The following is a 15,035-nucleotide window of genomic DNA, read 5'->3' as shown; positions in this document are numbered from 1 at the left end:
GGAGCGGGAGACATTGCTGCGGAACGAGGCGGGCACGATCGTGGCCGAAGGCCCGCTTGTGCTCGTCTGCGACTGCCCCGGGGGCTTCGCCGAGACCCTGGTGAAGCTCTACGCGCCGTTCGCGCTGCTCGCTTCGATCCTCGTATCGATCATCGTGGGGCTCCGCGCGGCGCCTTTGCCCATCCTGCTCATCGCGATCGTCTGGACGACCGCGTCCGCGATCGGCAATGGCATCGCGCAGCGGAGCGCGCGCAAGCACGGGCAGTTCCGGATCGACCTCGAGCGTGGCGAGATCGTGCAGCAGGGACGGGGTTTTTCCCGGACGCTCGACGCGCGGGCGCTCCTCCACGCGGCGACGCCCGTGGTGGCCGGGGTGGAAGGGGAATCGACCGAGCCCGGGTTCGAGCCGCGCTGGCTCGTGCTCACCATGAACAATGGCGAGGAGCTACGGCTCGGGAAGGGGCCGGCGCACGCGCTCCGTCCGGCCGTCGTTTTTCTGCGGGAGGCGGGGGTAGAGGTGTTGGTCAATCGGGGCTGAGCACGAAATCCCGATTGTCGGGGGATCGCACCTCCTGTAGCATGGATGCTACCCCACATGCTTACCTTCGTGCGCCGGATCGCCCCCTTGTTCCTCGTCGCGACGACCGCGGCGTGCGCGGAGCCGCCCGCGCCGTGCCTCGTCTCCTCCATGCTCTACTTCGCCCGTTACGACGTCGTCTCGCAGACCGGCGGGTGCATCCCTCGCCTCGGCGAGGATGTGGGGCTCGAGGTGTATCCCGGGACGAACGGGGGCCCGCAGACGATCGCCCTGCAATCGCAGTCGCTGAAGAGCCTTTGGTTCGAGGCCAACTTCAATGGCACCGACCTCGGGGACGGGCGGCCGTTCGCGCTCGGGGACTTCCCCGAGACCGCGGGGGAGGACGGCATCTGCCGCGCGGGCGATCTCGCGCCGGCGGAGATCGAGCTCCCGCCGACCCAGGTGTTCGACGACCTCGGCAACGTGGTCTCCATCGGGGGCGGGCGCATCCGCGAGACCTGGTGGAACCTCGCCATGTACGTCGCGCCCGACGTGCCCGGCGTGCGGTTCGCCGCCGAGCTCGAGGTCGAGGATCTCAAGCAGGGGTGCTCGGTGACGTACAAGGTGGCGGCGCTCTCGCCGTCCTCGTACTGCGGCGAATTCTCTGACTTCAGCGACGAGCCGAACGACGCGCTCTGCTCGCCCGCGCCCTCGCAGACGTTCTCGGGGCTCCACTCCGGCTCCGGGATCGACCCGCGGATCGCAACGCATTGTGATCCGGTGACGCTTCGCTGCGTGCTCGACGGCGGGCCGCTCGACCCGCTCTGATCCCGAGGGCTCGACGAACGTTTGGAGAACGAAACGTTGATGTTCACGCTCCGGATCCCGCTCGCCGCCTCCCTCGTGGGGGTTTTTCTCGCCGCACCGCCCGCCCACGCGGAGGAGCCCCTGCCGAGTGGTCTCGGGGAGGGGAGCGCCGCGCGATGGGGTGAATCGCTCGACCCGGCCGGGCTCCGGCTCCTGCCGCTTTCCGCTCCGGAGCAGCGCGGCGGGCCGGCGCGGTCGTTCGAGAACCTCGCTTTGCTCCTGCCGGGGACGCAGGCCGATATGTACGGCGTGTCGTTCGTCGGGGCGAGCTCGCCCGAGAATACGTTTTTCGTGGACGGGATTCGCGTCGGCCATCCGACATACGGCATTCTCCAGATGCCGCTCTCGATGGAGTTCGTCGAGCGCGCCGACGTCACCGTCGTCGGGGCCGATCCGGCGTTCGGACGGGGGGGCGGCGTGTACGACGTCGCGACGAAGAGCGGCGGGAATCGCTGGCACGCCTCGGCGTGGGGCGGCCTCGCGCCGGGCTCGCTCGAAGGGGAGCGGACGCCGAAGATCTTCGAGGGCACGGTCATCCATACCGATCCGCGCCTCGACGGCACGCGGGATCTCGGCGGGTCGGTGGGCGGGCCCATCATGAAAGACCGGCTCTTCTTTTTCGCGGGCGGGAGCCTCGCCCGGCGGCGGTATCGCCTGGAGCGCAGCTTGCAATCGCTCTCGTGGAGGACGGAGGTCGACGATTTCGGCGGTGTCCAGCTCGTCCCCGACGTCGACCCGGAGACCGGCGCCCAGAAGACGAGGCTCTTGCCGGACTCGCAGAGCACGCAGTTCGCCCAGGGCGACATCGGGCAATGGATCGGCAAGCTCACGTATCGGCCCTCGAAGACGCGGGAGGTCTCGCTCTCCGTGTTCGGGACCTTCGCGGGATCCGGGGGCGGCGCGGTGCACCCGTTCGATCTCGAGAGTGAAGGGGTCGGCGTGGACAACTTGAATGGGGAGCACACGGCCCTCGGCCGCAGGCAGATCGCTCTCACGAATGCGGTGGTGCTGCGCGGGACGTCGCTCTTCGCGGGCGGCAATGCCCGGCTCGACGCGGCGCTCGGCTGGGTGCGCAGCGGGAACGAGGTGCGGGCGGCGGATGGTTCGGGGGTCGACGACATCGGGCGGGCGGGGACGCTCGCGCACGTGCCGCAGATGCTCTGGAGGCGCGGCGGTTTCAGCGGAAACCACCCGATCGTCGATTTCGAGGATCTCAGCACGCCCGCGCTCGCCGCCTGCGCCCCGACGGGGCAACCCTCGGACATCGTGCTGAATTGTCCCGCCGGCCCGTATGCAATGGGCGGCCCCGGGCTCCTGTCCCGGTCCACGGCCGATCGTGTCGAGGGGCGCGCCGTCGTGTCGCTGCGGGCGCATGGCCTCGGCGAGCACCGGATCCGCGCCGGCGTCGATTTCGAGGTCTCGACGCTGAGCTACGTGCGTGGGTATTCCGGCGCGGTCCTCCTCCGCGAGAGCGTGAACGGCGGTTTCGTGCAAAACGAACGGTTCGGCTACCTCAGAGGCCCCGACAAACCTTTCGTGTTCGATACGGTGACGACCTCGGTGAACTCGTTCGCGGCGGGCGGGTTCGTCGCGGATACCTGGCAGATTCGCGAGGGGCTCGTGGCCGAGGCGAGCCTTCGCTACGACGCGCAGGTGCTCCTCGGGGGAAAGCTCAGCTTGCCCTTCATGCTCGCGCCGCGCGCCGGCATTTCGTGGAGCCCGATGAAGAGCGGCCGGGTGCGGGTGTTCGCGACGTACGGGATGCGATACCAGACCGTGCCGCTCGACGTGGCGGTGCGTGCCCTCGCGCCCGAGAGCAAGCTCACGAGCATTCACGCGACTGGGGGCCGCTGCGACGTCAACGAGCCGGAGGAGGTGTACGGCGGCTGTCCCGACGACACGGCCATTCTGATACAAACGACGGCCGAACCGAGCTCCCTGTCCGATCCGCGGACGACCCAGGCCTCGGTCGATCCCGAGATCGGCGGGCCCGCATATCATCAGTGGGTGGTCGGCGGGGAGGTCGCGGCGCCGCTCGGCGTGCGGTTCGGGGTCGTGTACGTGCACGACCAGCTCCTCCGCACCATCGAGGATACGAGCTTCTTCACGGGCGGGGGCTTGATCGGCAATCCGGGCGGCGGAGCGTGGGCCTTCATGACGGCGGCGGAGCGGGTGTACGACGCGCTCTCGCTCACGTTGATGCGGCCGTTCGCGGGCGGGTTCGTCGGCGTCGCGAGTTACACGCTCTCGTCGCTGCGCGGCAATTACGAGGGGTTTTTCCTGGCGCGGACGGGGCAGCTCGATCCGAACACGACGCGCGCGTTCGACGCGCCCGAGATCGACGCGAACGGCAGCGGCCCGTTGCCCGGGGATCACACGCATTCGATCAAGCTTTATGCAGGGAAAGAGCTGGTCTTGCCGGCCGGGGTGATCCTCGAAGCGGGGGCGGGGTATACCGGGCAGTCGGGGTCGCCGTACGGCGCGCTCGGCGCGCACCCGTGGTTCGGGCCGAGCGAGGTGTTCCTCCTGCCGCGTGGTTCGGTGGGGCTCACGCCGTGGGTGCACCGCATCGACGCGCGGTTCGGCGTGTCGGCGCTCCTCGGCAAGGACCTCCGGCTCGGCGCGAATGTCGAGATCTACAATCTCGCGGACAGCCGGACGCCCACGGCGTTCGACGAGAATTACACGTACGATACGGTTCTTCCTGTCGAAGGCGGCGTCCGGGAGAACCTTCCGGAGGGGCTCACGAAAAACCCTCGGTACGAAAAACCCGAGGCCTTTCAGGCGCCGCGGCAGGTGCGGTTCGGGCTGCGCGTCGATTATTGAGGACGGGCCGCGGGCACGACTTCACCGGGCGCGGGCAGTCTCTCGTTCGAAGGGGCGGCGACGAGCTCGGCGTAGTCGCATTCGGAGATCATCTCGTTCGCCCGCGTCGCCTCGACCCAGCCGACCGAGAGCGTCAGGATCGCCGTGACGTCGTGGTGCAGGAAATAATGCCCCCCGGGCTCGGCGGTCAGGTGCGCGTCGACGATCGTGTCGGAGCCGAGCTTGGCGTCCACGTCGTCGCCGTACCGAGAGACGATATGGTGAAGGCCGGCCTCGGCGAGATAGCAAAAATACGACGGGCCCTTGGTCATGCCGACGAGCCGGGCATTGTCGTGCACGACGGCAGGGACGAGCGCGGCGACCCCGTGCGGGCGCAGGACGCAGATCCGCGCGGTGTTCGGGGGCAGGGCGGCGAAGGCGCTCGCCGGGGCGTTCTCGTGCATGTTGAGCTCGTAGGACGAGCAGGAGAGCGCGAGCAGTCCGCTGAGGGACGCGAGGGCGAGGGGGAGAGCGCGTCGGGCGAGCATGCCCGGCGTGATAGAATGGCACGCGCGAGGCGTCAACGAGCGAACGTGCCCGTCCGTACTGCTTCGAGCCACGGGGCGAGGTCGTCGGGCCAGGGGCTCTCCCAGGCGAGGGATTCGCCCGTCCGCGGGTGCACGAAGCCGAGCCGGGTCGCGTGGAGCGCGAGGCGCGGCGGATCGAGCGGGCTCGTCTTTCCGTACTTGCGATCGCCGAGCACGGGGTGGCCTTCGTGCAGCGCGTGCAGGCGAATCTGGTGGGTGCGGCCGGTCGTGAGGCGGAATCGCGTGAGCGTGGCGCCGGGCGTGCCCGGGGGGGAGAGGCGTTCGAGCACCGTGGCGTGGGAGACGGCGCGTTTGCCGGCGACGGGCTCCTCGATGGTCCGCTCGTCCCAGGGGACGAGGCCGAGGAGCGCCGCGAGGTAGACGCGATCGAAATCATGGGCGCGAATTCGATCGGAGAGGGCGCGGTTCGCCGCTTCGTTTCGCGCGAAGACCACGAGCCCGCTCGTGCCCCGGTCGAGGCGGTGGACGACGTAGATCGTGCCGCCGAGGGTTCGGCCGAGCAGATCGGCGAGGTTGCCGCGGTCGCTCTCGGGCGTCGGCGCGGTGACGAGGCCGGAGGGTTTGTCCACGACCACGAGGTCGTCGTCCTGGTAGACCACGCGGAAGGGCGGGAGGCTCGACTCGTCTTTGGCGCGCGCGGCGGCGCCGACCTCCTTGGTCGCCCGGTCGAGCGCGCCGCCGAGGTGGGCGAGGATGGTTTGTCCGGGCCGGATGGCGCGGCCGGCGACTTTGCAGCGGGCGCCGTCGACGAAGACGCCGCCGAGGTCGATGGCGACGCGGGCCTTGCGGCGCGAGAGTCCGGGGACGTTCGCGGCGAGGACCTGATCGAGCCTCTGCCCTGCGTCCTCGGGGCGGGCGACGAAGCGGTAGCGCTGGTGGGAGAGGCCTGTCATCGGGGTGGTTTTGCCTCAAGGAGCCGGATCGGGGAAGTGGCTGAGGCCGATCAAGTTTCCGTCGGGGTCGCGCGTGTAGAGGGTATAGGGGCTCTCGCGCTCGACGGGAAAACCCGCCTCGGCGAGCGTGGCGCGAAAGCGCTCGCGTGCGTCCGGGCGGATGCCGAGCGCGAGGCAATGCAGGCCGGGGGCCGCGTCCTCGCGGTGCGGGGCATTCGGCGCGCCTGCGCGTTCGACCGCGAGGAAGGCGCCGCCCCCGAGCGCGAGCCATACCGAGCGCGGCTGCCCTGCGGCGTCGTCCCAGCGGCGCAGGACGGGCAGGCCGAGCACGCCCGTATAAAAACGCTCGGCCCGATCGAGATCGGCGACGACGACGGCGAGGTGGTGGACGGCGAGGGGGGTCTCCATCGGGGCGGGCAAGGTATCGCATCGCCGGGGCCGGGAGGAGTGGCGTGCGCGCGGGGATCGACGAGGGGCTTGACGCCTTCGGCGCATGACGGCAAAAGCTTCGGTCATGCGCGAAGAGAACATGGGGATCGTCAAGTCGCTCGTCAGCGTTGCCTGGGCCGACGGCCACTTCGACGTGAAGGAACGCGAGATGGTCGAGGCGCTGATCTCCACGTTCGAGGCGACCGAGGAGCAGGCCGCCGAGATCCGCGCGTATGCGGCCGAGAAGAAGACCCTCGACGACATCCCCGTGTGGGACATGTCGTTCGACGATCGCCGCGTGCTCCTGCAGCACGCCGTGTTTCTCACGTACGTCGACGGCGAGCAGCACGAGAGCGAGAAGAAGTTCGTGGAGGAGCTCTGCGTGAAGCTCGAGCTCGACGCGGACGAGGCGAAGAAAATCGTCGAGGCCGCCGACCACCGCGCGAAGAAGCATCTGAACCTGCTCTGATCGATCCGCCCCGATCGAACCTGCGGGCCCCCTTGGGTGGCCCTTCCGACGCCTCGACGTCGCCGCTACGCTGCGGGCATCGGAGGCGACATGCAGGATCATCGCAGGGAAGGGCCGGAAGGGCAGGGCGAGCGGCACGACGAGCGGCACGAGGGCTGCGGCGAGCGGCACGAGGGCCGCGGCGAGGGGCGGCGGGACGAGGGGCCCGCGGGCACGCATTTTCTCGACCTCGAGGTCTCGAAGGTCCTCTACGGCGAGGCCGCGGCGCTGACACGCGTGGCGGCGCGCGAGATCTTGAAGGACGCCATCAAGGAGCGGCTCCGGGCGCGGCTCGGTCCGCGGCTCGAGGCGATCGCGCGGATCGCGGCGGACGAGCTCGCCGACGACATCGAGGCGAACCTCGCCGTCGAGTCGATCGTGGAGGGCCGCAAGCACGCGCGCGCGGCGCGCGAGGAGGCGATCCGGAAGGCCCTCGCGCCGACGCACGAGCACACGAAGGAGTAGCGTTGGACGAACCTTCTACGTTCGGGTCGACATTCGAGAGCCGCGGACGGATCCACATCAGGCTTCCACGCTGGAGAAGCTGAAAAACCGCTGGACACCCCTTTCCTAAGGTTGTACGAACCATGTACAACCGAAGGAAGGGAGTGCTCATGTTCGACAACGCCGCCCTCGGGGATGAGGGAGGAGCGTGGCTCGGTGGAGCCACGATGGACGCCGGTCGTGGCGATCGGGCGGGCGTCTCCTCGGAGCGCGCGCGGGGTCGGCTCATCCTCCGAGGTCAACTCGACGAGGTCGGGCTCGACGACCTGCTCGGCTCCCTGGGCTCCCGGGGCCGGACGTGTGTCGTTTCGATCCGATCCGTGAAACGGCGAGGCGAGATCGTCCTCGAGCGAGGGCGCGTGCTCCGCGCCCTCGCCGACGGGGTGCCGCCGGATGCCGACGTCGAGGCCACGCTCGCCGCCCTTCGTGGGTTTTCCCAGGCGGTGTTCGACGTGCTCGCGCTCGATGAGCGGGGCTCGTCGCCGCCGCCGCGTCCGACGCCCTCCGAGACGCCGCCCGCGTCGTTACGCCCGGCGATGCTGGAGGGCCCTGCGACCGAGGTGGCGCTGGCCGCGGCCGTGATGAATGCGTGCTCCGTGTATACGCGCAAATGGCTGGGGCCGAAGCTCGCGTCGTCGTTCATGCAGACGGCGTGGACGCGCACGGCCGCGGCGCATCCGGCGATGGATGCGTTCCGGATCTCGGCGGACGGCCTCGTGACGGTGGCGGGCGTCGAGCGGGCGCGGTCGGCGATCCCGAAGGCGGTGGCGACGTGGGTGTTTTCCGTCTTCGACGCCGCCGCGATGTTCAACGCGGCGCGTTTCCAGCGGTATCACGTCCCCGAGATGCTCGGGGGCTTGATGCGGCTGCTCGACAAGGGGGGGTGGGGCGAGGCGTTCCGAATGCGAGAAGGAGGTGTTCGTTGAGCAGCGGATTCTTCAGGGCCGCGCAGCCCGCCATGGTGTCGGAGGACGGCACCCTCGACGCGGTCGAGCGTCTGGCCACGATGTCGAAGGCGGAGGTCGACGATCTCCCCTACGGATTCGTGGTCCTCGACGAGGTCGGCACGATTCTGCTGTACAACCGCTACGAATCCTCGCTTTCGCGCCTGGCGCCCGAGCGGGTCGTCGGGAAAAACTGGTTCAAGGAGGTCGCGCCTTGCACGCGGGTGGAGGCGTTTTACGGGCGCTTCCGGGCGTTCGTGCAGGACGAGGCGCGTCTTTCCGAGAGCTTTCGGTTTCGATTCCATTTCATGCACGGCCTGCAGGACGTCGCCGTGCAGTTCGTGAAGGCGCCGCCCGTGGTGGCGCTGCCGCTCGTGCAGGAAGGCACGGCGGCGCGGATCTTCATGACCGTGGTGCGCCGGCCGGCGGTCGAGGCGGGCGCGAATCGGGACGGTCACGATTTGCAGACGAGCCTGGGGACGATCGGCGGGCTCTTGCCGGTGCTGCTCGATGCGCTGCCCGCGCTGCTCGAACGGCTCGGGCCGCGCGGCGCGGTCGAGCTCGGCGAGCACGTGGGGCGCGCCATGGCGCTGGTGATCGAATCGGAGGCCGACGCGCACGCGCGCGAGGGCGGGCGCGCGCCGGTGCTCGCGCCGGGCGCGCTCGACGGCGTGCTCGCGCGGGTCGGGCTTGGTCGCGTGGCGATCGAGGCGGCGGCGTGGTCCGAGCAAAAGCGCGTCCATTGCGAGCTCCGCCCGCCGTTCGAGTCGGAGGCGGCGGAGACGGCGCTCTTTTATGGTGCATTGCTCGCGGCCGCGATCGGCTCGGGCCTCGGCGAGCCCTGCCAGGCGAGCTTCGTGGAGAACTCGAAGCCCCACGAGGTGCCGTGGATCCTCGACGTTTGTCCGGCCCCACCTGTCGAGCGTCGAAGTGAGCTCACGTCGAGCCCTTCCTGACAATGCTCGATGAATCCGGTGGAAGTTACAGCTTTCGCCGTGATTGACACGCTGGACGCGCCGCTGCGCGTACGCGATCGGCGGCGATACCGCCCCGAAGGGCGGCAACGGGCGCGTTTACTGCTTCGCCGCGGATTGATCGAACGCGACGACGCTCATCGGCTGCGTGTCGTCCCACGCGAGATCCATCTCTCCGCCGGAAGGCGATGGGACGGATTCGAGCGTGGGATCGGCGCGCGCCGGTCGCGGTATCGGCATGTCGGCCGCGGGGGCCGAGGGGAGCGTTCGTGCTGAATCAGGGAAGGGGAACAACGAGGGCATGAGGGGACCTCCAGGGAGAGCGAGGGGTATCCTCGCCCTTGCTTCATCGACCGGAGGTCCCCGGCAGTTGCTTACTTTTTCTGCCCGGCGTCCTTCGCCCGCTTGTCCACGTCGGCGAGCAGCGCCGCAAGCGCGTCCGCGTGCCGCTTCTGCGCGGCCGTGATGCGCTCCTCCATCTTCGGCTCCATCTCGCGGGCCTGCGTGAGCGAGCCGTCGATCTGCGCCTTGCTCTCGGTGGCGCGCGCGATGCGAGCCTCGCTGGCCTTCTGGTCGGCGTCCTTGCCCTTGCCCTGCGAGGCGCGTTCGCGGGCGATGTAATCGTCGAGCGTCTTCTTCACCTGCTCGGCTTCTTCGATGAGCGTGCGCAGGCGGACCTTCTCCTCGACCATCGCAATGTGCACGAGGTAACTCGCGCGGCTCAACTGGTCGGCCTGCTCTTCGAGCGTGGCCGCGTCTTCCTTGCTGAGCTCGGTCCGGTGACGGTCGATGATGGAGTGGGCCTCGTTTCGCTCGCGCAGCCGCTTTTCGAGCTGCTTGCCCACGGAATCGGTGAGCGCCTTGCCGACGGTGCCCGAGAGGTCGACCTCGCAGCCCTTTTGCTTGGCCACGTACGTGGCCGAGCCGGCGACCTTCTTGACGATCTCGTCCTGCTCGGCGAGGAAAAACGCCGCCGCCCCCGCGACCTCGCGGTTGCGCTCGACGTACGCGTGGCTCCGGCCGGCGTCGTTCGCGGTGCGGTAAATGTCGCCGACCACGCTCCAGTCGGGGGCCTTGAGGCCCTTCGAGTACTCGGAAAAACCGGAGGTGAGCGTCCGCGCGTCGTCGTCGTCGCGGCCGAAATCCTTGACGATCTGCTGGACGACGACCGGATAGTCCTGGGCGTATCCGGGCTGCGTCGCCGAGGAGGCGATTTCGGGCTCGGGCTTCGGGGCAGAGCAAGCGACGGCGCTCGCGGCGAGCAAGAAGGCGAGGGAAAACGCTCGAAGTCCGTTCATGGGGCGCAGTAAAGCCCTCGGCCCCGAGGAAGGTCAAGTCAAGAGCAGCTTATTCCGCGTTTCAGGTGGTCAGGGCGACGACCAGATCGAGCATGTAGAAACGATTGCAGCCGTGGTGTCCCGTGCAGCCGAGCTGCCGATCGAGGCGGCGAAAGCCGAGGCGCTCGTAAAGGCGCATCGCCGAATCCATGCCCGTGAGCGTCTCCAGGTAGACGCGGGCGTACCCGCGCTCCCGCGCGGCCCCGAGGACATGCCGGAGCAGGCGTTCGCCCATTCCCTTGCCACGCGCCTCGCGCAAAAAGTACATCTTGCGGAGCTCCGCCGTGTCCGCGTCGCCGCCTTCGAGCGGCCCGATCCCCGCGCCGCCCACGACGCGGCCGTCCATTTCGACGACGAAATACGCCGAGCGAGGCCCGGAATACGCCGCGCTCATGGCCGAGACCTCGGGATCGTGAATGGCAAAGCCGGGCCCGTCCGCGCCAAACTCGGGCATCACGGCGCGGATGATCGCGGCGATCGCAGGATCGTCCTCGGGGCGAATGGGGCGGAAGGAGAGAGCGTCGGTCATGGGCTAGGTTTGGCGGGCCAACCGCGTTTTCAGACGGGCGCGCCGAGGTCGCGGAGGAAGCCGCGCACGACGGCCTTCGCGGCGTGCTTGCGGTACTCGCGGGTCGAGCGGACGTCGTCGATCGGCGCGATGTCCGAGAGGACGGCGGCATCCAGAGCATCGGCCGTGATGGCGGAGAGGGGGCGCGAGAGGACGAGGGCGCGGGTCTGGAGGAGGGTCGCGGTGATCGGCGCGACGGAGGCCATGCCGAGGCCGAGTCGAACGACCCGATCCTCGGAGCGCACGGCGATGCCCGCGAGCGCGACCTTGGAGATGGCCTGCGCCCGACGCGTGCCGACCTTGCGCCAGAGCCAGGGCGAACCCTCGGGCGGGAGCGCGATCTCGACGGCGACGATGACCTCGTCCGGCGCGCGCGTGCTCTGCTTGTAGCCGGTTTGCAGCGCGGAGAAGGGGATCCGGCGCTCGCCGCGGACGCTCTTCACGACGATCGACGCGTCGTAGGCCGCGAGCGCCGCGACGCCGTCCGCCGCGGGCGAGGCCGTGGCGAGGTTGCCGCCGAGCGTGCCGCGGGCCTGGATCTGGATCGCGCCGAGCTCCCGGGCCATCGCCGCGAGCATCGGGGCGCGCTCGATCACCGTGGGATGGCGGCGGATCTCGAGGTACGTCGCGGCCGCGCCGATGCGCAAAAGGCCACGCGTCGCCGTGATGCCGCGGAGCTCGGCCATGCAGGAGACGTCGACGACGAGGGGCCGCGGATCGGCGTCGCCGCGCGGGGGCTTGAGCTCCTGCTCGACGACCCAGTCGGTCCCGCCCGCGAGCAGGACCGTGGCCTCGCCGCGCGCGTGGCGCTCCGCGACGATCCCGCAGAGCGCGTCGAGCGAGGCAGCTCGTTGCATGTCGTGGAGGGGAAGATCCGCGAGGCTCACGCCGCCCCTCCGGCTTCCCGGCGCTCACGCGCCGCCTCGCGAATGCTGTCGACGATGCGCTGATACCCGGTACAGCGGCAGAGGTTGCCCGCGATGGCCTCGCGGATCTCCTCGTCGCTCGGATCGGGCCTTCGCGCGAGGAGCGCCTCGGCCGAGATGAGCATGCCGGGGGTGCAGATGCCGCACTGCGCGCCGCCGTGATCGACGAAGCAACGCGCGAGCGGGCCGAGGTGCGGGGCGGAGAGGCCCTCGACGGTGGTGACGGCGCGGCCTTCACACTGGCCGATCGAGACGAGGCAGGCGTTCACGGGTTCGCCGTCGAGCAGCACCGTGCACGAGCCACACTCGCCCTCGCCGCAGCCCTCCTTGGTCCCCGGCAGACCGAGCGGACCGCGGAGCGCGTCGAGCAGCCGCACGAGCGGCGGCAGGTCGACCTCGCGCGAAAGGCCGTTGAGGGTGAGCGTGATCTTCAAGGGTTATTCCTCCACCTTGCGCTGGATGAACTCGATCTTGTAGCCGTCCGGATCCTCGACGAACGCGATCACGGTGGTGCCGTGCTTCATCGGACCCGCCTCGCGCGTGACCTTGCCGCCGCGCTTCTTGACCTCTTCGCAGGCCTTGTACGCGTCGTCGACCTGGATCGCGATGTGGCCGTAGCCCGTGCCGATCTCGTAGCTCTTCGTGTCCCAGTTGTGCGTGAGCTCGAGGACCGCCGTCTCCGACTCGTCGCCGTAGCCGATGAACGCGAGCGTGAACCGGCCCTCGGGATAGTCGCGCCGGCGGATGAGCTTCATGCCGAGGACGTCGGTGTAAAACGCGAGCGATCGGTCGAGGTCGCCGACGCGGAGCATGGTGTGGAGGATTCGCATGGTCGTGGGTTCTCCGTCGGTTCGCGGGGCCTTGGGTCAGCCCTTGCGGTTGGTCTGGAGCTCGAGCAGCCGCTCCGGCAAGAGGGGAAGATCGCGGGCGAAGAGCCCCGTCGCGTGCTCGACCGCCGCGGCGATCGCCGGCGCGCCGCCGTCCATGGGCAGCTCGCCGACGCCCTTGGCGCCGCCGCCGGGTCCGTACGCGTACGGAGCTTCGACGAGGTCGACGTGCATGGGAGGCGCGTCGAGCGCGGTCGGGATGATGTAGTTCGTCATGCGCGGGTTCTGGATGAGGCCGTTCTTCCAGACGACGTCCTCCCAGAGCGCCCAGCCGATCGCCTGGAGGCTGCCGCCCTCGATCTGGCCCTTGCACATGACGGGGTGGATGGCCTTGCCGACGTCCGTCGCGGACCAGAAGCCCGTGACCGTGACCTCGAGCGTGTCGAGATCGACCTCGACCTCGGCCACGTCGCACGCGTAGCCGTACACCGGGTACGCGTCGCCCTTGTACGTGCTGTCGTCCCAGGTGACCCAGCCGGGATGCTCGTACTGCACGAGCGCGGTGACCTCGCGTTCCTTGGTGAGCAAACGATCGGCGGCCGCGGCGAAGTCGCCGCCGGAGGTCTCCTGCTCGGCGCGGACGCGCGCGGCCACTTCACGCGCGGCGCGCTCGACGATGCCGCCGACGACCATGACGGTGCGCGAGGCGACCGTGGGGCCGGAGTCGGGAACGTACGAGGTCGAAGGAACGGCGAAGTCGATGTCCGCGAGGTGAAGGCCCGTCGCGTCAGCCGCGATCTGGCGGAAGACAGTCTCGGTGCCCTGGCCGATGTCGGTCGAGGCGGTGCGGATGCGAAGGCGGCCGCCGGGCAGGAGATCCACGGCGACGCGGCCCTTCAGGTGCTTCTCGCCCGAGCCGGTGAAGCCCGCGCCGTGCATGAAGACGCTCGCGCCGATGCCACGCGCGACGCGGCCGCGGACGGCCGGGGGTGCTTTGCGTTTGTCGTGGTACCCGCTCGCCGTGAGGGCTTTTTCCAGGCACTCGGCGACGCCGACGGAGCCGCGCAGGGTCTGGCCCGTGGCCGTGGTGTCGCCCTCGCGCAGCATGTTCTGCGCCTTGAGGTCCATCGGGTCGCGGCCGAGCTCCTGCGCGACGCGGTCGAGGTGGCGCTCGATCGCCCAGATGGTCTGGGGCGCGCCGAAGCCGCGGAAGGCGCCGTTCGGCGGGGTGTTCGTGGCGACGGCGACGGCGTCGATGCGCACGTCGTCCCAGCGGTAGACGCCGGCCGCGTGCAAGGCGCCGCGCGAGAGGACGACGGGCGTGAGCGTCATGTACGCGCCGCCGTCCATGAGGATGCGGATGGAGAGCGCGCGGAGCGTGCCGTCGCGATCGCAGCCGGAGACGATCTCGCAGATGGCCGGGTGACGCTTGGTCGTCGCCTCGATGTCCTCCTTGCGGTCGTAGATCATGCGCACGGGCTTGCCGCTCTTCTGCGCGAGGAGCGCGGCGTGGAGGGCGATCACCGAGGGATACTCCTCCTTGCCGCCGAACCCGCCGCCCGTGACGGCCTGCGTGACGTGCACGCGATCGGCCGCGAGGTCGAAGCCGTGGACGAGCGCTTTGTGCACGTAATAAGGGCACTGGAGGGAGCCCGTGACGTGGACGCCTTTCTCGTCCCAGCGGGCGATCACGCCCTGCGGCTCGATGTAGAGCTGCTCCTGGTGGTGCGTCGTGTAGCGGCCGCGGACGACGACCTCCGAGCTCGCGATCGCCGCTTCGATGGCGGCGGCGCTCGCGGCCGGATCGGGGAGATCGGCGCGGCCTTTCGTGATGGAGAAGCGCTTGTGGACGTTGTCCTCGCCCCAGATGACGTCGACCTTGGCGAGCGACTGCTCGGGGTCGAGGATGGGCGTGAGCGGTTCGAGGTCGAGCTTCACGGCGCGCACGGCCTGCGCGAGCTTGCGTTTGTCCGCGCACGCGAGGAGGACGACGGGCTCGTACGCGTGGCGGATCTGATCGGCCGCGAGGATCGGCTGCTCGGCCGTGATGCACTGGACCTCGTTCACCGCGAGGTCCGAGGCGCGCACGACGGTGACGTCGCTCCAGTCGAACGCGGGATCGAGGGTGATGCCGCGGAGGCGCGCGCGCGGGACGGGGCTGCGCACGGTGGCGCCGAAGAGCTCACCGGGCTCGCGGGGCAAGTCGTCGACGTACGCGGCGCGGCCCGTCACCTTGGACGCGCCATCGGTGCGCGGCACGTTGGTGCCGATGAAGGGAGGGCGGGCAGACGAAGCGTTTTGCGCGGCGGTCGTCATCGCGGGCGACAC

At 69.8% G+C, this 15,035-nt stretch carries 17 protein-coding genes; 7 read left to right on the top strand and 10 right to left on the bottom strand.

Annotated elements, in window-relative coordinates; translation table 11 throughout:
- Positions 1–13 precede the first annotated feature (13 nt).
- From QHF84_RS15030 to QHF84_RS15020, 3 genes are read left to right on the top strand one after another with little or no spacing between them, the layout of a single operon-like run.
- Complete coding sequence (locus QHF84_RS15030; protein WP_281313977.1) at positions 14–538, top strand: hypothetical protein; 525 nt, start codon at positions 14–16, stop codon at positions 536–538.
- Positions 539–595: 57 nt separating this feature from the next.
- The gene (locus tag QHF84_RS15025) at positions 596–1,345 is read left to right on the top strand and encodes a hypothetical protein (protein WP_281313976.1); all 750 of its coding nucleotides are present in this window, start codon (positions 596–598) and stop codon (positions 1,343–1,345) included.
- 39 nt (positions 1,346–1,384) lie between these two features.
- Positions 1,385–4,210, top strand: coding sequence for a TonB-dependent receptor (locus QHF84_RS15020; RefSeq protein ID WP_281313975.1), 2,826 nt, complete (start codon positions 1,385–1,387; stop codon positions 4,208–4,210).
- Here QHF84_RS15020 and QHF84_RS15015 read toward each other — a convergent pair.
- Genes QHF84_RS15015 through QHF84_RS15005 form a run of 3 tightly spaced genes read right to left on the bottom strand, consistent with a single transcriptional unit; the run spans position 4,204 to position 6,098 of the window.
- Positions 4,204–4,737, bottom strand: coding sequence for a hypothetical protein (locus QHF84_RS15015; protein WP_281313974.1), 534 nt, complete (start codon positions 4,735–4,737; stop codon positions 4,204–4,206). The two genes, QHF84_RS15020 and QHF84_RS15015, sit on opposite strands and share 7 nt — an antisense overlap.
- Before the next feature lie 32 nt (positions 4,738–4,769).
- A complete protein-coding gene (locus tag QHF84_RS15010) occupies positions 4,770–5,690 on the bottom strand; it encodes an RluA family pseudouridine synthase (protein ID WP_281313973.1) in 921 nt (306 codons plus the stop codon).
- 15 nt (positions 5,691–5,705) lie between these two features.
- The gene (locus QHF84_RS15005; protein ID WP_281313972.1) at positions 5,706–6,098 is read right to left on the bottom strand and encodes a VOC family protein; all 393 of its coding nucleotides are present in this window, start codon (positions 6,096–6,098) and stop codon (positions 5,706–5,708) included.
- A gap of 106 nt (positions 6,099–6,204) precedes the next feature.
- Between QHF84_RS15005 and QHF84_RS15000 the strand changes: the two genes are divergently transcribed.
- From QHF84_RS15000 to QHF84_RS14985, 4 genes are all read left to right on the top strand, one after another.
- On the top strand, positions 6,205–6,588 hold the full coding sequence (locus QHF84_RS15000; protein ID WP_281313971.1) for a hypothetical protein: 384 nt from the start codon (positions 6,205–6,207) through the stop codon (positions 6,586–6,588).
- Positions 6,589–6,678: 90 nt separating this feature from the next.
- Entirely contained in the window at positions 6,679–7,092 is a 414-nt protein-coding gene (locus QHF84_RS14995; RefSeq protein ID WP_281313970.1) for a hypothetical protein, read from the top strand.
- A 122-nt stretch (positions 7,093–7,214) separates the two neighbouring features.
- On the top strand, positions 7,215–8,057 hold the full coding sequence (locus QHF84_RS14990) for a DUF4388 domain-containing protein (RefSeq protein ID WP_281313969.1): 843 nt from the start codon (positions 7,215–7,217) through the stop codon (positions 8,055–8,057).
- On the top strand, positions 8,054–9,031 hold the full coding sequence (locus QHF84_RS14985; RefSeq protein WP_281313968.1) for a PAS domain-containing protein: 978 nt from the start codon (positions 8,054–8,056) through the stop codon (positions 9,029–9,031). The genes QHF84_RS14990 and QHF84_RS14985 overlap by 4 nt, the downstream gene beginning before the upstream one ends.
- A gap of 117 nt (positions 9,032–9,148) precedes the next feature.
- Here QHF84_RS14985 and QHF84_RS14980 read toward each other — a convergent pair whose 3' ends face one another.
- The 7 genes from QHF84_RS14980 to QHF84_RS14950 all read right to left on the bottom strand — a co-directional run bounded on the left by QHF84_RS14980 (position 9,149) and on the right by QHF84_RS14950 (position 15,023).
- Entirely contained in the window at positions 9,149–9,289 is a 141-nt protein-coding gene (locus tag QHF84_RS14980) for a hypothetical protein (protein ID WP_281313967.1), read from the bottom strand.
- 134 nt (positions 9,290–9,423) lie between these two features.
- Entirely contained in the window at positions 9,424–10,347 is a 924-nt protein-coding gene (locus tag QHF84_RS14975) for a hypothetical protein (RefSeq protein WP_281313966.1), read from the bottom strand.
- 61 nt (positions 10,348–10,408) lie between these two features.
- The gene (locus tag QHF84_RS14970; protein WP_281313965.1) at positions 10,409–10,915 is read right to left on the bottom strand and encodes a GNAT family N-acetyltransferase; all 507 of its coding nucleotides are present in this window, start codon (positions 10,913–10,915) and stop codon (positions 10,409–10,411) included.
- Between the two features lie 29 nt (positions 10,916–10,944).
- Positions 10,945–11,811: an FAD binding domain-containing protein gene (locus tag QHF84_RS14965; protein WP_281313964.1), complete on the bottom strand. Its 867-nt coding sequence runs from the start codon at positions 11,809–11,811 to the stop codon at positions 10,945–10,947.
- 26 nt (positions 11,812–11,837) lie between these two features.
- Positions 11,838–12,314: a (2Fe-2S)-binding protein gene (locus tag QHF84_RS14960; RefSeq protein WP_281313963.1), complete on the bottom strand. Its 477-nt coding sequence runs from the start codon at positions 12,312–12,314 to the stop codon at positions 11,838–11,840.
- 3 nt (positions 12,315–12,317) lie between these two features.
- The gene (gene gloA, locus QHF84_RS14955) at positions 12,318–12,710 is read right to left on the bottom strand and encodes a lactoylglutathione lyase (RefSeq protein ID WP_281313962.1); all 393 of its coding nucleotides are present in this window, start codon (positions 12,708–12,710) and stop codon (positions 12,318–12,320) included.
- Between the two features lie 36 nt (positions 12,711–12,746).
- Positions 12,747–15,023 carry a xanthine dehydrogenase family protein molybdopterin-binding subunit gene (locus QHF84_RS14950; RefSeq protein ID WP_281313961.1) on the bottom strand — a complete coding sequence of 759 codons (2,277 nt, stop codon included), beginning with the start codon at positions 15,021–15,023 and terminating at the stop codon, positions 12,747–12,749.
- Positions 15,024–15,035 lie beyond the last annotated feature (12 nt).

This window comes from Polyangium sp. y55x31, from assembly GCF_029946505.1.
Classification (GTDB): Bacteria; Myxococcota_A; Polyangia; order Polyangiales; family Polyangiaceae; genus Polyangium.
This window is presented reverse-complemented; position numbering and strand designations above follow the sequence as displayed.